This window comes from Enterococcus malodoratus (assembly GCF_027659535.1).
In the GTDB taxonomy this organism is placed as follows: Bacteria; Bacillota; Bacilli; order Lactobacillales; family Enterococcaceae; genus Enterococcus_A; species Enterococcus_A malodoratus.
On sequence record NZ_JAQDPG010000001.1, the window covers coordinates 614,110 to 634,045 of the forward strand.

Consider the following 19,936-nt stretch of genomic DNA (forward strand, 5'->3'; position numbering starts at 1 on the left):
TTTTGCTCCTTAGATTTATTTTTTTATAGCGCACCTTTTGATTCCAAGATTGGTAAAAGTTTTTCTTCAATTTCAGGTTTTGACACAATATTTTTTAAATAGACGATGGCTGTTTTTTCTTCATTCATTGAAAATTTTTCAAACTGTGACTTGAAGTTTTGGGCTGTGATAATAATATCGGGCTGTGCTGAGGCCGCTGTTGAAATATCCACATGATCCAATTTTGCATCCACACTATGTGCATTGAGCACATCCTCAGCCGCCATTTGAGCCGCAAAACTACTGCCTAATCCCGCACCGCATACAAATAAAATCTCTACTCTTTTTCCCATCTTTCTTTCGCTCCATTCTGTTTTATTTATCTTAAAGCCATAATTCCTTAACTAAATAAGATCTCTTTGAACCGTTCAATATCTGTCTCGCGACTTAATCGATCCACTTTTACTTCATCGTTGATCAACTCGATCAAACTCTTCATGATATTTAAGTGGGAATATGAATCGATTGCTGCTAAACAAAAAATGATTTTCACAGGATCGTTATCTTCATTACCAAATTCAATCGGATCTTTAATCGTCGCCACACTGATTCCCAGTCGATTCACTCCATCTTCCGGGCGCGCATGAGCCAAAGCAATGTACTTGCCGATCACGATATAGGGACCATATTCCTTCACCGAGTCAATCATGGCTGTTACGTAATTCGGATCAATCACCTGTTCCTCAACTAAAGGAGCTGAAACCCTGCGAATTGATTCCTCCCAAGTCCCCACCTGTTCGTTTAATAAAATATGGCTGTCCTGTAAAACATCTTCTAGCATCGGCTGAATCTCCTTCTTATTTATCGTTAGATGATTTTGATCAAAAAGTGTTTCCATTTCCTTATAGATACTTCCGGTCACTGCACCTTCACTCTTCTCAATGATATCGATCAGTGCATAAAACAATTGAGTTGAATCGTTATTATTGATCAGACGCTTCAATTTTTGATTTTCATTCAAGAAGCTGGTAATTCTTTTTCTGCTCTCTTCTTTAATGATTGGTTCTAACTCCAATACTGGTTTTTGAGTATATTGAATGAATACCGTGCTGAATACTAAATCAACATCTAATTTTTCAATCAGCTCCAATTCTCTCGAACTCAACACCGCTAATACATCGATATCAAAAAGCTCCTTCAAGTTTTCCGACAGCAGCTTGCCAGTAGCCACTCCATGGTTGCAAATAACCACCGCCTTATAGACATAGTGAAGATCTTGATTGATCGCACTTACCGAAGTAGAAAAATGAATCGTCAGAAATGCTATTTCGTCCTCACTCAGTTGTTTGCCTGTTACTTGTTCGATCGAAGGAGTAAAGCGACGAATAGCAGAATAAATACTGCCGTAATTCTTTTTGACATTTTCCTTCAGCGGATTGACGATTTGGATGTCGCTCTTCACACGATTGATCAAACCAACAATGTGTTTATACAATCCTTCCTGTAAAGTCTCCTCTTTTCTGGAAAAAGGGATTTTGGTCTTTGCTTCCACAAATTGCATCAATTGAATCGAGAGCAGCTGAGCCTGAACCCACTCGATCGAATTATTCATATCTCTCGAGTTGAAGGTATTCAGCATAAAAACGATGTATTTGATTTCTACCTCTGGCGGTGTAATTTTGAAGGCTTCACAAATCGCTGTTACAAAATCTCGAATGTCGCTTTGCGGCGTATCCACCGCCTCCCAAGCAGAACTAGCAATCAGATCTTCCCGCAAATAACGACTCAACCAAACCGCCGTAAACATCAGCAATTGATTGCGATAAATCGCATCCTCCATCGAAGCCATCGATTGCACATACAATTGATCAAGTTTTTCTAGCAATCTTTGAGGAATATATTGGTTCAGAATCGTTAAATTAATCGATGATTCCTGCTCTCCTTGAGGAGATACTATTCCGACGGAGTGATTGATGATGTCATAGATCATTGTTCGAATGGAGCGTTCCGCTCCTTGCAAAACGATTCCCTGCTTTGGCACGCTTAAAACTTCAATCCCATATTCTGCTAAAGTATTTCTAACGCGGCGCATGTCTTCATCCAACGAACTTTTTGAGATCTGATATTCTTCTTTTTTTTGATAGAGATATGTGGCCTTTTTTTCAAGCGAAAAAGAAAGGATCAAATCAAAAATCCGACTGTCTCGATCTAAGAACTGCTCTTCATCGGCCAAATCAATCTGCTCAAACAATGATTTTTTTTGTTCAGCTGTTAACGTTAACTGATAACCGCGTTTCCTGAGATTTTTAATTTCCGGAAATGCCTTTGTACTAAGAAATTGATTGATCTCGCGTAGCTCATTACGAATCGTTCGTGCACTGGTACGAAATTCCTCCTCCAGTTTTTCAAGAGTCACTGGGTAATCAGAAGTTATAAAAGTCCGCAATATTTTTAATGTTCGATCTTTCATCTGTATCTTCCTCTCGTCTAAGGTGAGTATATAATCCTTTATTTTTCTTGATAAGTAGAGATTCTTGCAATCTTTTTTGGCAACTATGTAAGCGCAGTCACAAAACGTTAAACTTTTACTTGTCGTTTGCACATTTTTTATTCGTTATTTTATCTCATCTCTCGATGCTTTTTTCCTTCCATTAATTTCCGATATCCGCCAATGAAAACCAGTAATACTATGAGACATTTAAATTGATACAAAACAATCTGGCAGGTTCACTTCTATCTATTTAATCTAAAAAAAACGAATGAACTTTTACCTGAATTCAAATAAAAAACTTCCACAAAAGTGGAAGTTTTTGCTTGATTATCCTTATTCAGTTCCATTTATTATAGCTCAATCTAAACCAATAAAATCAATTTAGAAAATAATGGAACATTGTTTATCCTCTGCTCCAAGTTTGCTGTTGAGAAACCCAAACCGCTATTATTTCGACCGATAATCCTTTACAATAAAGAGAGAGAAATAAGGAATATATGCAATTAAGCAGTAACTATCTGACAAAAGCGAGGTTTTCAAAATGAAAAAAGATGATGGTAGTTCATTGGCGATTGGTATCCCCTTGGGGTTGATTTTCGGCATGCTATTCAATAACCTGCTTTTAGGTCTAGCAATAGGCGTTGCCATAGGTGCATCAGGCGCTCTCGCTACCAGAAAGAGAAAATAAAAATAGTCAGTTCGCATTATCGGCTGTTAGTGGACGCAAAAGCTCTCCTCCGTTATACTTTTAGTATGAATGGAGGATGTTTTTTATGATACGTAGAATACTAAACTCTTTCTTAGTTACCCTGATTTATTTAATCATTTCCAATATTGGAAATCTATTCTTTGGTATTAGTCCGCGATACAGTTGGACTACAACACTTTGGGAAGCACTATTTTTCTTTATTTTTGTTTTTCTGATTCAACAATTTCGTAAAAAGTAATTTTTAGCAACAGACACATGAATCTATAACCCGAATCATTTGGACACTATCACTGTTCAAATGATTTTTTTATTTGGAAAAATTCTCTTTTTAGCTTTTAAAGAACGTGGACCGTTGGGGATTCTCCTTTACCAAGGTATAATGAATGATAATTATAGTAGGAGGTTTTATCAATGAAAAATTGGTTCTTTGATGAACTGTTGGAGATGAATTGCTTCTCTAAAAACCCGGAAGAACAAGCAAAAGCCGCCGAATTATTGGAATTTCGATACGGTTGTGAAATTCATTGTGCAAATATGGATCGCAGTGTCCGTTTTGCTCATCACGCTCGTGGTTGCACGGTGGTCGCTGCCAAACTTTGTGAAAACGTCGTTATTTATCAAAATGTGACGATTGGCTCAAACATGCGTTACAACAAACAACAAGAAAAATGGGAACATGTCGGAAGCCCCATTCTTGCCAAAAATGTGATTGTCGCTGACGGTGCAAAAATTCTCGGTCCAATTATTATCGGTGAAAATTCCGTAATTGGCGCAGGCGCGATCATAACTAAAGATATTCCCGCAAACAGCGTGGCATTCGGTGTAAATCAATACAAGACAAAAGACCCAAATTACGATCTCGTCTTTAATCCAAATATGATTGCTGGTGAAGAAATCATGGCGATTGACGCAAAACGAGTCGCTGAATTTGAACAGCTTAAAAACACTGCTAAATAGAAACTGCCGTTAAGAACTATTTCTTAACGGCAGTTTTTATCACAATTTATTCAACTAAAATTATATCCAATCCACTTTAGAACATCGGACGATCGCCATCAGTACCTGGCTTAGATATGCCCAAACTTGAGTAAGTGTAGAGCGTTGGATCCTTGATTATCTTGACGATAACTTCCGCAATACTCGCTCTGGAAATAATCGTTCCTTTATATGGCTCGCCTTTTTCAGTAAGTTCGTAGTCGATCTCTGGATCGTTGTCCATGTACGCTGCCCTGAGAATGGTGTAATTAATCGCTGATTGTTCGATCGCAGCGGCGGCTCGCCGAGTATCGTCCATGACAGACGCTCCAATCGTCTCTTCCACCCAACGACCAAATTCACCTGGCACCTCATGATATAGACCCAGGCCAGTGACATAGATCAATCGTGAAAGCTGATTGCTTTCCATTGCCTTCACAATATTTTTTGCCATCGGTTCGAATTTTCCACCCAGATTAGCATAAACAAGATCCTGATTCTTCATTGCTATGTCTAATGAATCAAAATCATTTACATCGCCTTCGATGATAGTAACACGTGTCGGATCGGGATTTTTAATTCGTTGACTATTTCTTAAATACAACGTGAGCCGATCATCTGTTTCTTTTAACAAACGCTCAATGACAAGTCGTGCAATCTGACCGTTTGCGCCTAAAATTAAAATGTTCTTCATTATAGCAACTTCCTCCCAATCTCGATCAATAATCAATTATTCAAAAATTTCTTTCGCCATTGTAAAAGCACTCCATGCTTTAGGCCAGCCAGCATAAAAAGCCAAATGGGTAATCAATGCGCTGATTTCTTCCTTTGTCACACCGTTTTCTTTCGCGATTTTTAAGTGTGCTTCTAGTTGCGGCGCCCCCATCGCTAATAATGCGGAGCAGGTAATCATACTCCGATCATGTGCCGAAAGCTCCTCTTCTTTTGCCCAAACTTCCCCAAATAAAACATCATCATTTAATGCTGCAAATTGCGGTGCGAATTCACCTAATTGTTCTCTTCCAGCTGTTTGTTTTTTCATAAGTCTCTCTCCTTGCTTCTAACTTTATTTTTTTTAGCAACCTAATTTCACTAAAGATATTATAGGTTTATTTTTCTAACTGGTCGTACCATTCGTCACTAACTGGTTCTAGCCATTCGGGCGTTCCTGCAGTGATAGCAACATGTTCAAACCAACTATCCTTTGTCGCACCATGCCAATGTTTCACTCCATCGTGAGTCACGATGACATCGCCAGCCTGTAAAAATTGTGCCGTTTTTCCTTCTTCTTGATACCAGCCTTCTCCTCCGGTTACTAGCAATAATTGATACCCATCATGATGAATATGCCAATTATTGCGGCAACCTGGTTCAAACGTTACATTCCCTACACCAACATTGATCGCTGGATCAGCGACTAATGATTGCAGATAGCTTTGTCCGATAAAATACTGCGCATAAGCGTCATTTTTTTCGCCGATTGGAAATATCACACCATTTTTTACATCTTCATGTTTTGTCATAATTCATTCCTCCAAATTAATAGTCGTTATTTTGTATAAGAAAGCAGCCAATTTTTCACGGCTGTATCCGAGCGGTCAACCTTAGAGCCACGCACGGCCAATCCTATTTTAACTACAGCTTCCGGACACTCATTCTTTAAATCTTGAATACTCGATCCGAAAGCACTGCCTTCATGGGTGCAAAAAGGATAGATGACCTTATTCTCCCAATTGTGATCCGCCAAAAAAGCAGCGACAATCCTAGGGTATGTACCCCACCAGTTGGGAAATCCAAGAAAAACAGTGTCCACTTCACTCAAATCAATCGGCAACTCTTCATAGTTCACTCTTGTTGCTGCTTGTTTTTCCTTTTCAGCTTTTTGAACCGCTTCATCGTAGTTGTCTGAATAAGGAATGGTTGGCAGCAATTGATAAGCGGAAACATCCAACTGCTGACTGATTTTTTCTGCTAGATTTGCTGTATTACCAACTGAAATCATTTGCTTCTTACCATTAATATAGTTTTCTCCTGATCGAGAGAAGAAAACGACCACTGCTGTCATAATTATCCCTCCTGTTAAAAGTCTTGCTGCTCGGATTTTCATCAAATAAAAGAGTCGTATCCTGAACATCTTCAGAATACGACTCTTTACAAACTATGTCTAATGCCTATATAGTCATACTACTATAGCCTAAAGGCATGATTGAAACGATTGATCAATTCTTGCACTGCGGGGGTCTGAACCCGCTTTTTCCAAACCAATACACAATTAGTTTTGACCTCAGGTTTTACTGGAATAAAAACGGCCTGCTCCAATTTACGGTCGGCAATTGCCCCTTCGATCGTTAACGCTGCCCCAACTTTGTGATCGACTAACGGCAATATATTAAAAATCAAATTGTAATTTCCCACGATATTTAATTGATCAAAAGAAATACCCGACCACTCTGCCAAAAGATTCTGAACCTCTGATCGGCCTGAACATAATATTGGCAGCCCTTTGATATCTTCTGGCTGTATATAGTCATTGTTCGCAATGAATAGTTCCTTTGAAACTAGAAAACCCCATTTTTCTTCCCGCGGCAACGTCAAAGTCTCGACTTCATTCAAAGGAACAGGCTCTATTAATACCGCAAGATCCAAAATTCCTTTTTCCAATCGATCCGAGATATCGTCACTCGTTCCAGTGACCAAGTTGAACTGAATTTGCGGATAGTCACTAATCAGCTCCTCCAGCAACATCGCGACAGTATCTGAATTATCTGCCTCTACACAGCCGATCGTAATAACTCCACTTAACTGTTTATCTCGCTGTGCTAAAAAAGCCGATTCCAATTTTTCGTCCAACACTAAAATCTCTTCGGCCCGTTCTTTCAAAAATTGACCGTCCTGAGTTAAACTTAAGCGATTTTTTTCACGATGGAAAAGCGGTACTCCAATACTTTCTTCAAGCTCTTTGATTTGCCGGCTCAACGTAGGCTGAGTAATATTCAAAATACGCGCCGCTCGTGAAATATTGCCTTCTTGCGCGACCGCCCAAAAATAGCGTAATAATCTAATCTCCATAACTTGCCTCTTTGTTTTTCTTTTACTATAGCAGATTTTCTATTCTAAGTACCAAAATTCCTATTTGTACTCAAAATAAAAAACGATGAGTTATAAGCAAGCTTACAACCCAGCGTTTTTTTATACCTCTACACCTGTTTTAAAAGTGGCCGCGATAAAATCCATAACTGGCGCATTTCTTTCCTCGCTGGCGTAAAAATTCATTCCGTGTTTTCCACCTTCAACGAGATTGACTGCGCAGGAAACTCCCTGCTCCTTTAAAGCTGCTGCTAAAGAATAGGTGAAGTCCATTGGAATCTCATCATCTAGCGTCCCGTGATTTAAAAAGAATGCTGGTTCATCGCCAGTGATATCTGCTATAGGATTGACAGATTTTAATTTCTCTAACAATTCTTTGCCTTTTGCTCCAAAGATCAGTTCATCCATGAACACCCCATCAACCTTCGACAATTTTCCTGCCTTTTCTTGACGCAAATGCAATTCGTACAGATTAAAATGAGTTCCATTGTCTTACCTTTGATGAAAGAGGAAAGCCAACATATCAAATATTCGACCTTCTCTTCTCAAGTGGCGATTGAATATGTAATCAATGTTTTGTACGCCTGCTTATTCAAAGAAGACTATGATGTTCATCAAGAGCGCCGGACAGATACCGCTTATCTATTTAAGGATCGACGTTTCACTGATTAAGTAGACCATCGGCACAAAAAAGCATTCAAAACTATCTAACGCCAGATAATTTTGAATGTTTTTTGCGATTTATCTATTCTTTCGCTATGAATACAGTTCGTTGTCCTCGAATCAACTTAAAACAGCTTCAACTTTTCACATGCATAATAAATACCATCATTCCAGACTTCTTTTGTCACTTGATTGGCTCTTTCTTTCAATACTTTGGTGGCATTCCCCATGGCGATTGAAGTACCTACATATTCAAACATTTCCAAATCGTTTTCCTCGTCACCAAAAGCCAATGTCTGTTCAACAGGAACCTTCGCCGCTTGTAAGAAACGAGCGATCGCAGAAGCTTTCGAGATGTTTTTCGGCAGCACATCATAATAAAATGATCCAGATTTCACGATTTTCACCTCATCATTAAAAGGAAAAATTTGCTCGATTGGCCGCTGCGTATTGATTAATATCTGCAAAACCTTTTGAGGAAGTTCGTCCTTGGCCAGTAGTTCGATCCCCTCCTCAGGAACAGTTGACACTAAACCAGCACTTGTATCATACAGAATTTGAGCATCCTTTTGTTTGGAATATTTGTGAATCGCAGTTATTACCTCTGGGTTGATGTAATTTTGAAAAATACTTCGCTGCCCCATGACGATTTCCTGCCCATTTGAAGTAATCAAGTTTTCTACTCCTAGTGACTTAGCTAAAGGTAAAATAACTTTTTTAGGTCGGCCAGTAGCAATCACTGGAGCAATTTTATTTTCTTTCAATTTCTTTAAAGCAATTCGGGTAGAGTCAGGAATACTTTCAAGGATATCCTGGGTTTTCTCCCACATTTTCGGATCGACCAATGTTCCATCGACATCGAAAAAAGCAATTTTATGATTAGGCATGTCATTCCTCCCTATTTACTGATTGAAATTTGTGAAAAAGAATAATCGAGACTAAAACAAAGCTTATGCTGTTAGCCAGTAACAGGGCAAAGTCCATGAATCGCCCACAAACCAATTCCTGCCACTTGCATCAAACACATTAATGTAGACAATCCCTTCGTTTCTTTTGTTCGCATAACCTTAACAACTTGCGGTAAAAACGCCAAAGTAGTCAAACTAGCGGCGATTAGTCCAATCATATTGTCTCCTCTTTCCTACTATACTTTTAAAACTTCTATTATAAAAGCCAAAAAAAGAAGATAAGTATCTTCTTTTTTTGCTGTTTTATTAAGTTGCAGTTATTTTTTGATCACTGTTTTCCTTGTTCAACTGGTATAAATCGATGATTTCTTTCGCTAGATCAGTAAAAGCGATTGACGTCATTAAGTGATCTTGGCTGTGAACTGCTAGTAAAGTCACTTCCATATGGTTTCCTCTTGATTCTTCTGTTAACAAATTGGTTTGAGAATGATGTGCCTCGACGAGTGATTTTTGTGCGGAATCAATCTTTTCATACGCTTGATCAAAGTCGGCCGATTTTGCTGCTTGGATCGCTTCCATCGCATCACTTTTAGCATTACCGCTATGAACAATCAAATTCATGATCGTCGTTAAATTTTGTTCATCCATTCGATTCCCTCCTATACCATCAAATTTTCCGCTTGAGCTAAGACTTTTTCACCGTTCATCATGCCGTAATCTGTCATATTGATCACTTCACAGGGAACATTTTTATCACTTAGTTTTTCTTTCATTTGTTTTTCCATAAAACGGACTTGCGGTCCTAGTAAAAGAACATTAATCTCTTCCCCGGCTAAAACCCCATCAATCTCAGAAGCGGATATCGCAAAAATTTTGCGATCCAATTCTTTTGCCTCCGCCGCCTTCTGCATTTTGGTCACTAATAAACTAGTACTCATTCCTGCTGAGCAAACTAATAAAATTGTTTTTTGATTCATTTTTTACCCCTCCTAATTCTTCCCATTTGATTGAATAACCTTTTCATACCATTCGAACGAATCTTTCTTATAGCGTTTCATTGATCCGATACCTTCATTATCACAATCAACATAAATCATGCCGTAACGTTTCTTCATTTCCCCAGTCGTAAATGAAACGAGATCAATAATGCCCCACGGTGTATAACCCAAAAGTTCTACTCCATCATAATCCACCGCTTTTTCCAATGCTTCAATATGTGCTTTTAGATACGCAATCCTTTCCTCATCATGAATTGATCCATCTTCTTCTAGACTATCAACCGCGCCAAAACCATTCTCAACAATAAATAGTGGTAATTGGTATCGATCATATAATCGGTTTAAAGAATATCTCAGACCAATCGGATCGATCGCCCAGCCCCAGTCACTAACTTCCAAGTGCGGATTATCGACCGAATTGGCCAATGCTCCGTTGACTGTGTCGTTCACTTGATTGTTAACTCCTGATTGGACGACAGTTGACATATAGTAGCTGAACCCGACATAGTCTACGGTCCCTTTTTTCAAAACAGCCATATCCTCTTTCGTAATATCTAAAGAAAATCCTTCTCTTTCTAACTCCTTCAACGCATACCGTGGATAGTTCCCTCTAACATGTACATCGGCAAAGAAGAATCGTTCATGCATTGCTTCTTCAGCAGCCATAATATCCTCTGGGTTACATGAATACGGATAGATTGGAACATGCGAAATCATACAACCAATTTGAAAATCGGGATTAATCTTTTTACCAGCGATCACAGCTTTCGCACTCGCAACCAATTCGTGGTGCGCCACTTGATACATCACTTCTCGCGGATTTTCATTTTCCGCAACTGAAACGCCTGAATTCGTCCATAAAAATAATGGATTATTGGTATCCATTTGATTATTAATTTCGTTAAACGTCATCCAATACTTTACTTTTCCGTTGTATCGTTCAAAAACAGTTATAGCAAACTTTTCAAAATAATCGATCACTTTTCTATTTCTGAAACCACCATACTCTTTGGCTAAATGCAGCGGCATTTCAAAATGAGACAATGTGATAACTGGTTCAATTCCATGTTTTAACAGTTCATCAAATACACGATCGTAGAAAGCTAATCCTTCTTCATTTGGCTGTTCTTCATCGCCCTTCGGAAAAATTCTGGCCCAAGCAATTGATGTCCGTAAACATTTCAGCCCCATCTCCGCGAATAATGCAATGTCTTCTTTGTAGCGATGATAAAAATCGATGGCTTCGTGATTCGGATAGAAAACATCCTCCTTGATTTCATCCATGATCACTCTTGGTTTCCCGTGAGCACCAGCCGTCATCACATCAATTACACTCGGTCCTTTTCCATCACTATTCCATCCGCCTTCAAACTGATGAGCAGCTAAGGCTCCGCCCCATAAAAAATCCTTTTGTACCATTGATAGTCTCCTTTTTCACTCTTCTTGTTATTCCAAAAGTTAGACCGACAACCTAGCCTAATGTAATATTTGCATCTAACAAAGCAGCTTCAACAATTTCCATTACTATTTTACTGTGCTCCAATCGTTGCCTTGCAAAACTTAAATCCCTTTGCATGATTACTTGACTAAACAGCTTGAATTCTTCAAACATTCGATGCGTATGGACCTTGTAATCCAGTAATTGGCTTTCTTCTAAACGCTTTTCGGTGGTGAAGTTGTCCAAGACATTGGTCGGTCCATTCACAATGATCGAACCATCCGTACCTTGAATCGTGGAACGAATCGTTGCAGTCGAATCTTTTGCTCCAATGCAAACGACTTGTGTTCCGCCGTAATCCAGCATCAGCATACCTGAAGTATCAATCCCGCGTTCGACATTGGCAGAATAACGGACCTGCAGCGGCTGGCCCAATATACCTACAATAAAATGAATATTATAGATATTGATATCCATTAAGGCACCGCCTCCCATCTTGGGATTGAAGGCGGGCAGAATTGTTCCTTCCTTAAACGCGTCATAGCGCGATGAATACTGGGAATAATTACACTCAACAATTTTCAGTTTGCCAATTTTCTTTATTTCCTGTTTGATTGCCTGATAATTAGCCAAATATTGATTCGTAATCGCCTCGATTAATACTAACTCCTTGGCTATTGCGATCTCTTCTAACTCTAGTAACTCACTCTTTTTCAAGGTAAATGGTTTTTCACAGATTACGTGCTTCCCATATTCCAAAGCCTTTTTTGCAAAAGCATAATGCAAGTGATTCGGCAATGCGACATAAACAGTATCAAAAGCCTCACTCTGCAAGCATTCTTCAAGATCGGTATAAATCGTTTCAATTCCATAATCGACTTTCATCTGTTCCATCATCTGAAGGTCGGCATCGGTTCCCAAAATCGCCTTCAATTCAATTTCCGGTATTTCGCCTGTGATCGTTAAAAAATCGCGAACGATCATTCCTGCTCCAAAAATGGCTAATTTCATCTAGTTTCCTCTTTTCCATAAATCCAACTACTTTACATTGCTAGCTGCTTTTTTTACTACTCGTTCTAGCACCTTTACAAGTACTTGATGATCGGCTAAATGCTCTAAACCAGAAACACAGATAGCACCCTTTAGGACACCCTTTTCAATAATCGGAAAGCCACCTCCGCAAATCGCATAGCTCGGATCGGTCAACCATTCTGCATAAACATCATGTGAGTCACTTAACAAGAACGTATACAAAGAACTATGACCACTTTCCAAAACAGTCTTCACCTTGCGATCCAACCACGGACTGACCTTTCGTCCATTCATCAAATAATGCAAAATCGTTTTTTCCTCGTAATTGATCCGAATCCCCACTGGTATATCGAAATTCGCCTTGACCTCTTTCACGATTTCGAGCGTGATTTCTAATCCTAACTCATGATCAAATGTTTCAAATTGTAAGTACTTTTCTTGTTCAATCAGTTCATCAATTGTCATACTTAGGCATTTTCAGCGATTTCGTCAATAATTACGCTGCTTTCTTTTTCCAGTGCTTCATTTTGTTGTTCTGTATCGTAAGCCATCTTGTCTGCTGTTTTGAAAAATGGGAAATAAATCGCTGCCGAAACACAGATTTGAACAATATTTAAAACTGCGCCCTTCCAGCCGCAAACTAGAAATCCTGCAATCACTGGCGGTGTTGTCCAAGGTATGTTGACCCCGTTTGTTAGTGGAACAAGCCCCGTACTCATTGAAAAATAGGTCATCAATGTCATAACGATCGGCGTAATAATAAATGGAATGATCATGATCGGATTCAACACGATCGGCAAGCCAAATGTAATCGTCTCATTGATCGTAAATATCTCAGGAATGATAGAAAGTTTTCCGATTGCTTTAAATTGTTTTGATTTTGCAAGGAAAAGCAGCAATAAGCAAAGACCAAACGTTGCGCCTGAACCGCCAATTTTGATGAAATTTTGATAAAACTGATAGTTAACAATATTGGGAATAGCACTTCCACTTGCAACTGCAGCCGCATTTTCTGCTGTTAACGACAACCAGATCGGCGTCATCACGCTGCCAACGATATTTGCTCCATGAATCCCGAATGACCATAGCAGGCCTTCAATCAACATGATCAAAATCGTTGCCGGTAAAGAGCTACCTAAAGAGGTCAATGGTGTTTGCAGATTAGTGAAAATAAAATCTTGCACACTGCCGAAGCTGGTCAAAGCAAAAGCGATTCGTACAAAGTTAAACACAACGATTACTAATAAAATCGGAATCAACGTAGAAAAGGATTTCGATACATTCGTTGGAACAGATTCTGGCATTTTGATTTTCCAACCCTTGCGATCAGCTAGTCGCAATATTTCAACAGCTAGAATACTAATGATCATTCCTACGAATAACCCAGCCGCTCCAAGATTACTTAGCGGAATGCCCACACCTAGATCAGCATTTGAAAACTCATGTAATGGTGTCACCACCAAAAAACCTGCTAGTGCCGCAAAAATTGCACCGATGCGATCCAGTTTATAGATGCCTGCTAGTTCATTTGCGATACCGACAACAACATAGATCGTCATCATGCTCATTGAGATATCGTTTGGTACAGTGAAATATTGCTGCCAATTCTCACCAAGCGTATTTTGCATAAAATCGGTATACGCTGGAATCGGCATATTCGCAAATAAGACGAAAAACGAGCCAATAATCAATAAGGGCATAGCTGCCATGAAGCTGTTCTTCACGGCAGTTAAGTAGCGATTGTTATCCAGTTTGATTGCGATTGGAGCCATCTTACTTTCAAATATTTCCATCATACGATTCATTTTTTCTTCCTCCTGATTCCAGTAAAATAATTAACCTTCAATTTGTTTGATTCCTGTTTCCAACATTTCAATTTGTAATAATGTTTCTTCATCTTTAACGATTTTTTCTTTACCATTGATGATCGATTCATAGAGCCCTTCATAAACACGGCTGTAATCGCCAATTTCTGACACGACTTTTTCTTCATGATAAACGCCTTCATCATCCATATAAGTCAATGTGCCATAATGTTCAGGAAGATCAATTCCAAAATCCTTATTTTCTGGCATATGAAAATTCTTTAAATGTTCTTCTTGACGATCCTTTGTTTCCTTAACAAAGACACCCTTTTTCCCGTAAACAATAAAACTAGGACGTTCCTTCAACCGGTAGTAACTAGACTTAACCGAAACCTTGATTCTTCCATAGAATAGATCCAGATCGAAGTAATCATTCATTCGCCCTTTGCCTAAGATTTGCCGAACTTCATAATGAATGTCATCAGGTTCACCAAAATATGAAATGACTTGATCTAAAGTATGACAAGCATGACCGTACAAATAGCTCGTGTTTAAAGAAAAGGTATCGACACTTTCAGGAATTTCTGGACGATAATAATCATAGTGCATTTCAACCTCAAGCAAATCACCCAACACACCACTCTCAATTACTTTTTGTACCGTCAAAAAGTCTGAGTCGAAACGACGATTTTGATAACACTGAACGAGTAATCCTTTTTCTTTTGCTAAATCAAATAATTCTTTTGCTTCAGCAGATGTTTCCGCAAATGGTTTTTCAATCAGAGCATTTTTCCCGTGCTCTAAAACCTCTTTACCCAATTTGTAATGCAGACTGCTTGGTGTTGATACCACAACTAATTGAATTTCCGGATCATCATAAATATCGGTGACATCAGTCGTATAATGGACCCCTTCAATTTTTTTCCAAGTATTTTCTTCAACCGGTGAATAGATCGTTTTGACTTTGATCTTATCCGCTAGTTTGGTTGAAAAAGGTAAGTGATAGCGATTCGCACTTTTACCATTTCCAATGTAAGCAATTGTTAACATCAATAAATCCCTCCAAATCATTTTTGATACCCTTAGTATAGAGAGCCCGCAAAAATTGAAAAGGTTTCCAATCAAAACCGGTACTTTTTTTCACTCATTCACTCTTTCACAAGGAAATCTTGAAAGTTTTTACCAGAATTGGAACCAAATCCGACTTTGTCTTCTGCTGATAAAGGAAGTAAGTTATGATAAACATGAGGTGATTGGAATGCTGTTAATTGATAAATTGCGTGTACAAGAAGGTTTAACTACTACTGAAAAGCGAATTGCGGATTACATTTTGGACAACTTGACCACTGCCCCTTCCCTAAATGTCGATGATTTGGCGAAAAATACCTACACGTCTCATTCGTCCGTCAGCCGTCTCGCCAGAAAAATGGGTTATGACGGATTTAGAAATTTTCGGATCGCACTTTCAGAAATTGCGCATAGTGAGCTCTACCGTTTGAATGAAGTGGATGCTAATTTCCCCTTCCATCCAAATGATACCGCTACCGAGATTGCCAAAAAAATTTCTGATCTGACCATCGATACCGTCAAACGAACCTACGCTCAATTAAATGATGAAGTATTAGAAGGTGCGGCCAAATTACTGTCAAAAGCAGAGCGAATCTTCCTATTTGCTACGGGGGACTCTCAAATTCGCGCTCGAAGTTTTCAAAATAAGCTGGTCAAAATCAATAAATTTTTGATCATTGCGGATGAGTACGGGGACGGTGATTGGAATGCCGCCAATTTAACCAAAAAGGATTGTGCGATTTTCATTACTTATCGGGCAAAGGTGCCGCAATACGAGCGTATGTTAAAATATTTTCTCAATGAAAATATCCCTTCAATTTTATTGACGGGAAACGGCAATTCAAATTTGAATGCTTTAGCGACACAATCAATTACCTTCAATCATAATGAACTGGATTTTTTGAAGGTCAGCACGTTTTCATCACAAGTAGCTTTCGAGTATATTTTGGACAGTTTATTTTCGATTATTTATGCCAAAGAGTATCAAAAGAACTTAGTTAATTTGAAAAAGAAACACGATATATTGGAAACAGGAATTCTATCAAACAATCCTATGCCAAACTAAAGACACGATGGTATATGGAAAAAGAAGGAGCAGGATTTATGATCAATTGGGGAATTATCGGTGCAGGAAACATTGCCAATCGTTTTGCTGAAAGCCTAACAAACTTTCCTGATGCACAATTGTATGGGGTTGCTTGTCGAACGATGGATAAGGCCGCGGCCTTCCAAAACAATCATCCGTGTAAGAAAATTTTTGATGATTATCAATTACTCTTGAATGAACCAGAAATAGACTTGGTCTATATTGCTTTGCCGCACCTTTACCATCATGAATGGATCATTAAAGCATTGTCCGCTGACAAAGGAGTTCTATGTGAAAAACCAGCTACGATGAACACTGCGGAAATGCAAGAAGTCGCAGAAACGGCACGAGCACAGAATAAATTATTTATAGAAGCGATGAAAAGCCGATTCGTTCCCGCCTATCGAGAAGTCCATGAGCGAATTGCTTCTGATGAAATCGGTGTGATTACCAAGGTTTTTACTTCCTTATGTCGGGAATTTCCTGAAGAACAAGCTAGTTATCACTACTCCCCGGAACAAGGCGGCGCGTTGCTTGATATGGGCATTTACAACCTATCATTAATTGAAGATTTTAGCCCAGCTAATTTAAAAGTGGGAACACTTGAGTATAAACAACATGCTAATCAAATCGATGTCTATCTTAAAGCAACACTTACCCAAGATCATTTTGAAGCAACGATTGAAACAGGCTTTGATCGAACGACAGAGACTGTCGCTATTCTTTCTGGTACAAAGGGAACGATAACGATCCCTAATTTTCATCGAGCAACCAGCTTCACTATCTCTAAACAAAATGAAACAACTACTGTCGATGTTCCTTATGATCATGATGATTTCTATTCAGAGATTGCCGCAATGCATCGCTCTTTTAATCAAATCGAAATAGAGAACCCGCTAATGACACTTGAAAATAGCATTCAATGTGCACGTTTATTGGAACTGCTCAAAGATAAGATGGAATAATCAGCCTCTTCATGAAACCTCAACGACCTCAGGAGAAAAATTCCTGAGGTCGTTGAGGTTTCATCTATAATAAATTGCTTTCGTGCAATACCAATGATTCTGATCAGGCAATTTTTTCTACTTTCCAGTACGCTCTTTTTCAGATTGAGGGTAGCGATCGCCTACTATAGTCAATTGATCAACAGCTTCATTGATCTTCACTAATTCCTCTTTTGTAAAAGTAATAGCGGCAGCTTGGTTATTCTCAGTTAAACGATTCAAATTCGTTGTTCCAGGTATTGGTACGATCCATTCTTTCTGAGCGAGAATCCATGCGATCGCGATTTGTGCCGATGTCGCATTTTTTCGATTTCCGATCTCTTGCAATAATCCCAATACTACTTGATTCGCTGCCATTGCTTCGTTTGTAAAAAGCGGCAGTTCTGCTCGGTTGTCATTTTCATTTCCAATTGACTGTTGTGTCATTTGACCGGTTAAAAATCCTCTGCCTAATGGACTATAGGCGACTAAACCTATTCCGAGTTCTTCTAATACAGGAAAAATATCCTTCTCCAAATCTCGCCACCAAATTGAATATTCACTTTGAATCGCCATCAGCGGTTCTACTTTATGAGCTCTTCTGATTGACTCTTCACTTGCTTCGGACAATCCCCATTGAAGAATTTTCCCTTCCTTTTTGAATGATTGAATCGTTTCTGCCACTTCTTCGATTGGAACGTTGGGATCAACTCGATGAATATAATACAGATCAATGTAGTCTGTTTGAAGTCGTTTTAGAGAACCTTCTAAAGAGTCTCTTAAAGTTTTTGCACTGCTGTCGGGATAATTCGTTTGTCCATTGATTTTAAATCCGCCTTTTGTGGCTAAAACAACATTTTTACGAAAATTCTTGATAGCTTCTCCTACAAGCTCTTCATTGGTGTATGGACCATATACTTCAGCGGTATCAAACATAGTGATCCCTTGATTGTAAGCCTCTTGTACCACTCGTTTCATTTTTTTAGTGTCTTTCGCTGGACCACGGTGATGATTTAATCCCATACAGCCATAGCCTATTTCTGACAGTTGCAGTTTCTCTTGACCGATCGTTCTCATTTTCATAGCTATCATCCTTTCGTGAATTAAATAGAACAAAAAGAATGGAATCCTCCATTCTTTTTGTTTAGGATTTACAGATTTAATGTACACTTGAAGCTAGTTGTTTCTTCACTATTTCGCCATTGGATGCGATTACTTGTTTATACCAATCAAATGATTTTTTCTTCGAACGTTTTAAGGTTCCGTTGCCTTGATCGTCTCGATCTACATAAACAAAACCATAGCGCTTGCTCATTTGCCCAGTACTCGCTGCGATCAAATCGATGCAGCCCCACGTCGTATAACCCATGAGCTCCACGCCATCAATTTCCACTGCATCCATGAAGGCCTTCACGTGTTTCTCCAAATAGTCGATCCGATAATCATCAGCGACATAGCCATTTTCGTCAGGCACATCGACCGCTCCCAAACCATTTTCCACGATGAATAATGGTTTTTGATAGCGATCATAAAGCTGGTTCAAGGAATTTCTCAATCCCAGCGGATCAATCTGCCAGCCCCATTCAGTTGATGGCAGGTTGTCATTTTTGATCGATGCAAAAATATTCCCTGTTGCTTGCTGATAGTCTTCTGGATGGGCACTGACAGTTTTTGAACAATAATAAGAAAATGTTACGAAATCTACCGGTGATGCGGCTAATATTTCCTTATCCTCCGGATTCATCTGAATCGTTAGATCCTCGCGTTCAAACTTTTTCAAGGCATAGTTAGGATACTTTCCTCTTGCTTGAACATCAATGAAGAAATAACCTTCACGATCCCGCTTGATTGCTTCTTGATAATCTTCCGGTCGACAAGTATAAGGATAATGACTTCCTCCAGCTAACATACAACCGACTTTATTTTCAGGATCAACTTCGTGAGCGATTTTAGTCGTTAGAGCGCTAGCCACCAATTGATGATGCGCCGCTTGGTATTTGATTTCTTCTTTATTTTCGCCCTCTTTAAAAATAATACCGCCGCCTACAAAAGGTTGATGAAGCAAAATATTGATTTCGTTGATTGTCAGCCAATAATGAACCAAGACTTTGTAGCGCGTTAAAACGGTCTCCGCGTAACGAGTATAAAATTCGATTAGTTCACGGCTTCTCCAGCCGCCGTATTCTTTGACCAAATGAATCGGAATATCAAAGTGTGTGATCGTCACTAGCGGTTCGATTCCGTGCTTCTTTAATTCATTGAAAATGTCTTCATAAAATTTTAGCCCAGCTTCGTTCGGTTCTTTATCATTCCCATTTGGAAAAATTCGTGACCATGAAAGCGACATCCGATAGATCTTAAAGCCCATCTCGGCAAAAAGCTGAATATCTTCCATATATCGATGATACATATCTACTGCTTCTTTGGCAGGGTAATAATACCCCTCTTGCCACTCAAGCATTTCTAATTCGCCGGCCGCGACTTTTTTTCGATCTTCACCGTAGGGCAATACATCGATATTGGCTAGTTTTCTACCGCCTTCTAGTACTCCACCTTCAGTTTGATTCGCTGCGGTCGCTCCGCCCCATAAAAAGTTTTTATCTAATGTCATTTGGATTCTCCTTGTTCGTATTAAGGTAATGATTTTTTTCAAAAATCAGGCTGATGCTCACGCCGTATATCATTCCACTAGTTTCTTGTTTTTTTTATTCTG

The 19,936-nt window shown here is 39.0% G+C and carries 24 protein-coding genes; 5 read left to right on the forward strand and 19 right to left on the reverse strand.

Annotated features, from left to right (window positions below; genetic code table 11):
- Positions 1-23: 23 nt before the first annotated feature.
- Both PGP85_RS02980 and PGP85_RS02985 read right to left on the reverse strand, forming a co-directional pair.
- Positions 24-332, reverse strand: a complete 309-nt coding sequence (locus PGP85_RS02980) for a PTS sugar transporter subunit IIB (protein ID WP_090405659.1) — start codon at positions 330-332, stop codon at positions 24-26.
- Between the two features lie 47 nt (positions 333-379).
- Complete coding sequence (locus tag PGP85_RS02985; protein ID WP_270326039.1) at positions 380-2,449, reverse strand: BglG family transcription antiterminator; 2,070 nt, start codon at positions 2,447-2,449, stop codon at positions 380-382.
- A gap of 562 nt (positions 2,450-3,011) precedes the next feature.
- On the opposite strand from PGP85_RS02985, the gene PGP85_RS02990 reads away from it, so the two are divergent.
- Both PGP85_RS02990 and PGP85_RS02995 read left to right on the forward strand, forming a co-directional pair.
- Positions 3,012-3,158 carry a hypothetical protein gene (locus PGP85_RS02990; protein WP_177184042.1) on the forward strand — a complete coding sequence of 49 codons (147 nt, stop codon included), beginning with the start codon at positions 3,012-3,014 and terminating at the stop codon, positions 3,156-3,158.
- Positions 3,159-3,590: 432 nt separating this feature from the next.
- Positions 3,591-4,136: an LbetaH domain-containing protein gene (locus tag PGP85_RS02995; RefSeq protein ID WP_270326042.1), complete on the forward strand. Its 546-nt coding sequence runs from the start codon at positions 3,591-3,593 to the stop codon at positions 4,134-4,136.
- A gap of 76 nt (positions 4,137-4,212) precedes the next feature.
- Here the strand turns inward: PGP85_RS02995 and PGP85_RS03000 are convergent, their stop codons facing one another.
- From PGP85_RS03000 to PGP85_RS03025, 6 genes are all read right to left on the reverse strand, one after another.
- A complete protein-coding gene (locus tag PGP85_RS03000) occupies positions 4,213-4,848 on the reverse strand; it encodes an NAD(P)H-binding protein (protein WP_270326044.1) in 636 nt (211 codons plus the stop codon).
- A 36-nt stretch (positions 4,849-4,884) separates the two neighbouring features.
- Positions 4,885-5,196, reverse strand: a complete 312-nt coding sequence (locus tag PGP85_RS03005) for a carboxymuconolactone decarboxylase family protein (RefSeq protein ID WP_270326046.1) — start codon at positions 5,194-5,196, stop codon at positions 4,885-4,887.
- A gap of 67 nt (positions 5,197-5,263) precedes the next feature.
- Positions 5,264-5,677, reverse strand: coding sequence for a cupin domain-containing protein (locus tag PGP85_RS03010; RefSeq protein ID WP_270326047.1), 414 nt, complete (start codon positions 5,675-5,677; stop codon positions 5,264-5,266).
- 26 nt (positions 5,678-5,703) lie between these two features.
- Positions 5,704-6,219 carry a flavodoxin gene (locus PGP85_RS03015; RefSeq protein ID WP_270326048.1) on the reverse strand — a complete coding sequence of 172 codons (516 nt, stop codon included), beginning with the start codon at positions 6,217-6,219 and terminating at the stop codon, positions 5,704-5,706.
- Between the two features lie 122 nt (positions 6,220-6,341).
- Entirely contained in the window at positions 6,342-7,223 is an 882-nt protein-coding gene (locus tag PGP85_RS03020) for a LysR family transcriptional regulator (RefSeq protein ID WP_270326051.1), read from the reverse strand.
- Between the two features lie 120 nt (positions 7,224-7,343).
- Positions 7,344-7,649, reverse strand: coding sequence for a prolyl oligopeptidase family serine peptidase (locus tag PGP85_RS03025; RefSeq protein ID WP_270326053.1), 306 nt, complete (start codon positions 7,647-7,649; stop codon positions 7,344-7,346).
- Between the two features lie 69 nt (positions 7,650-7,718).
- On the opposite strand from PGP85_RS03025, the gene PGP85_RS03030 reads away from it, so the two are divergent.
- Complete coding sequence (locus PGP85_RS03030) at positions 7,719-7,913, forward strand: hypothetical protein (protein WP_270326055.1); 195 nt, start codon at positions 7,719-7,721, stop codon at positions 7,911-7,913.
- A 116-nt stretch (positions 7,914-8,029) separates the two neighbouring features.
- Here the strand turns inward: PGP85_RS03030 and PGP85_RS03035 are convergent, their stop codons facing one another.
- From PGP85_RS03035 to PGP85_RS03075, 9 genes are all read right to left on the reverse strand, one after another.
- Complete coding sequence (locus PGP85_RS03035; protein WP_270326056.1) at positions 8,030-8,791, reverse strand: Cof-type HAD-IIB family hydrolase; 762 nt, start codon at positions 8,789-8,791, stop codon at positions 8,030-8,032.
- 71 nt (positions 8,792-8,862) lie between these two features.
- Complete coding sequence (locus PGP85_RS03040) at positions 8,863-9,030, reverse strand: PQ-loop domain-containing transporter (protein WP_408639886.1); 168 nt, start codon at positions 9,028-9,030, stop codon at positions 8,863-8,865.
- A gap of 88 nt (positions 9,031-9,118) precedes the next feature.
- Positions 9,119-9,460 (reverse strand): PTS lactose/cellobiose transporter subunit IIA, encoded by a 342-nt coding sequence (locus tag PGP85_RS03045; protein ID WP_270326057.1) that lies wholly within the window; start codon positions 9,458-9,460, stop codon positions 9,119-9,121.
- Between the two features lie 11 nt (positions 9,461-9,471).
- Positions 9,472-9,789, reverse strand: coding sequence for a PTS sugar transporter subunit IIB (locus PGP85_RS03050; RefSeq protein WP_270326058.1), 318 nt, complete (start codon positions 9,787-9,789; stop codon positions 9,472-9,474).
- 12 nt (positions 9,790-9,801) lie between these two features.
- Positions 9,802-11,229, reverse strand: a complete 1,428-nt coding sequence (locus PGP85_RS03055; protein WP_270326059.1) for a 6-phospho-beta-glucosidase — start codon at positions 11,227-11,229, stop codon at positions 9,802-9,804.
- Positions 11,230-11,281: 52 nt separating this feature from the next.
- Positions 11,282-12,259, reverse strand: coding sequence for a Gfo/Idh/MocA family protein (locus tag PGP85_RS03060; RefSeq protein ID WP_270326061.1), 978 nt, complete (start codon positions 12,257-12,259; stop codon positions 11,282-11,284).
- A 27-nt stretch (positions 12,260-12,286) separates the two neighbouring features.
- Entirely contained in the window at positions 12,287-12,745 is a 459-nt protein-coding gene (locus PGP85_RS03065; RefSeq protein WP_270326062.1) for a heme-binding protein, read from the reverse strand.
- 2 nt (positions 12,746-12,747) lie between these two features.
- A complete protein-coding gene (locus PGP85_RS03070) occupies positions 12,748-14,085 on the reverse strand; it encodes a PTS sugar transporter subunit IIC (RefSeq protein ID WP_270326063.1) in 1,338 nt (445 codons plus the stop codon).
- Between the two features lie 30 nt (positions 14,086-14,115).
- Positions 14,116-15,135, reverse strand: coding sequence for a Gfo/Idh/MocA family oxidoreductase (locus PGP85_RS03075; RefSeq protein WP_270326064.1), 1,020 nt, complete (start codon positions 15,133-15,135; stop codon positions 14,116-14,118).
- A gap of 208 nt (positions 15,136-15,343) precedes the next feature.
- On the opposite strand from PGP85_RS03075, the gene PGP85_RS03080 reads away from it, so the two are divergent.
- Together PGP85_RS03080 and PGP85_RS03085 are read left to right on the forward strand one after the other, a co-directional pair.
- Entirely contained in the window at positions 15,344-16,219 is an 876-nt protein-coding gene (locus tag PGP85_RS03080) for a MurR/RpiR family transcriptional regulator (protein ID WP_270326066.1), read from the forward strand.
- 38 nt (positions 16,220-16,257) lie between these two features.
- Positions 16,258-17,205: a Gfo/Idh/MocA family protein gene (locus PGP85_RS03085; RefSeq protein WP_270326067.1), complete on the forward strand. Its 948-nt coding sequence runs from the start codon at positions 16,258-16,260 to the stop codon at positions 17,203-17,205.
- Positions 17,206-17,322: 117 nt separating this feature from the next.
- On the opposite strand, the gene PGP85_RS03090 is transcribed toward PGP85_RS03085, so the two are convergent.
- Positions 17,323-18,306, reverse strand: coding sequence for an aldo/keto reductase (locus PGP85_RS03090; protein ID WP_270326068.1), 984 nt, complete (start codon positions 18,304-18,306; stop codon positions 17,323-17,325).
- 76 nt (positions 18,307-18,382) lie between these two features.
- On the reverse strand, positions 18,383-19,834 hold the full coding sequence (locus PGP85_RS03095; RefSeq protein WP_270326070.1) for a 6-phospho-beta-glucosidase: 1,452 nt from the start codon (positions 19,832-19,834) through the stop codon (positions 18,383-18,385).
- Positions 19,835-19,936 lie beyond the last annotated feature (102 nt).

Bases quoted from the DNA above. Each gene is read 5' to 3' on its own strand.
- PGP85_RS02980 (WP_090405659.1), bottom strand. From the start codon at position 332: ATGGGAAAAAGAGTAGAGATTTTATTTGTATGCGGTGCGGGATTAGGC.
- PGP85_RS02985 (WP_270326039.1), bottom strand. From the start codon at position 2,449: ATGAAAGATCGAACATTAAAAATATTGCGGACTTTTATAACTTCTGAT.
- PGP85_RS02990 (WP_177184042.1), top strand. From the start codon at position 3,012: ATGAAAAAAGATGATGGTAGTTCATTGGCGATTGGTATCCCCTTGGGG.
- PGP85_RS02995 (WP_270326042.1), top strand. From the start codon at position 3,591: ATGAAAAATTGGTTCTTTGATGAACTGTTGGAGATGAATTGCTTCTCT.
- PGP85_RS03000 (WP_270326044.1), bottom strand. From the start codon at position 4,848: ATGAAGAACATTTTAATTTTAGGCGCAAACGGTCAGATTGCACGACTT.
- PGP85_RS03005 (WP_270326046.1), bottom strand. From the start codon at position 5,196: ATGAAAAAACAAACAGCTGGAAGAGAACAATTAGGTGAATTCGCACCG.
- PGP85_RS03010 (WP_270326047.1), bottom strand. From the start codon at position 5,677: ATGACAAAACATGAAGATGTAAAAAATGGTGTGATATTTCCAATCGGC.
- PGP85_RS03015 (WP_270326048.1), bottom strand. From the start codon at position 6,219: ATGACAGCAGTGGTCGTTTTCTTCTCTCGATCAGGAGAAAACTATATT.
- PGP85_RS03020 (WP_270326051.1), bottom strand. From the start codon at position 7,223: ATGGAGATTAGATTATTACGCTATTTTTGGGCGGTCGCGCAAGAAGGC.
- PGP85_RS03025 (WP_270326053.1), bottom strand. From the start codon at position 7,649: ATGGATGAACTGATCTTTGGAGCAAAAGGCAAAGAATTGTTAGAGAAA.
- PGP85_RS03030 (WP_270326055.1), top strand. From the start codon at position 7,719: ATGAGTTCCATTGTCTTACCTTTGATGAAAGAGGAAAGCCAACATATC.
- PGP85_RS03035 (WP_270326056.1), bottom strand. From the start codon at position 8,791: ATGCCTAATCATAAAATTGCTTTTTTCGATGTCGATGGAACATTGGTC.
- PGP85_RS03040 (WP_408639886.1), bottom strand. From the start codon at position 9,030: ATGATTGGACTAATCGCCGCTAGTTTGACTACTTTGGCGTTTTTACCG.
- PGP85_RS03045 (WP_270326057.1), bottom strand. From the start codon at position 9,460: ATGGATGAACAAAATTTAACGACGATCATGAATTTGATTGTTCATAGC.
- PGP85_RS03050 (WP_270326058.1), bottom strand. From the start codon at position 9,789: ATGAATCAAAAAACAATTTTATTAGTTTGCTCAGCAGGAATGAGTACT.
- PGP85_RS03055 (WP_270326059.1), bottom strand. From the start codon at position 11,229: ATGGTACAAAAGGATTTTTTATGGGGCGGAGCCTTAGCTGCTCATCAG.
- PGP85_RS03060 (WP_270326061.1), bottom strand. From the start codon at position 12,259: ATGAAATTAGCCATTTTTGGAGCAGGAATGATCGTTCGCGATTTTTTA.
- PGP85_RS03065 (WP_270326062.1), bottom strand. From the start codon at position 12,745: ATGACAATTGATGAACTGATTGAACAAGAAAAGTACTTACAATTTGAA.
- PGP85_RS03070 (WP_270326063.1), bottom strand. From the start codon at position 14,085: ATGAATCGTATGATGGAAATATTTGAAAGTAAGATGGCTCCAATCGCA.
- PGP85_RS03075 (WP_270326064.1), bottom strand. From the start codon at position 15,135: ATGTTAACAATTGCTTACATTGGAAATGGTAAAAGTGCGAATCGCTAT.
- PGP85_RS03080 (WP_270326066.1), top strand. From the start codon at position 15,344: ATGCTGTTAATTGATAAATTGCGTGTACAAGAAGGTTTAACTACTACT.
- PGP85_RS03085 (WP_270326067.1), top strand. From the start codon at position 16,258: ATGATCAATTGGGGAATTATCGGTGCAGGAAACATTGCCAATCGTTTT.
- PGP85_RS03090 (WP_270326068.1), bottom strand. From the start codon at position 18,306: ATGAAAATGAGAACGATCGGTCAAGAGAAACTGCAACTGTCAGAAATA.
- PGP85_RS03095 (WP_270326070.1), bottom strand. From the start codon at position 19,834: ATGACATTAGATAAAAACTTTTTATGGGGCGGAGCGACCGCAGCGAAT.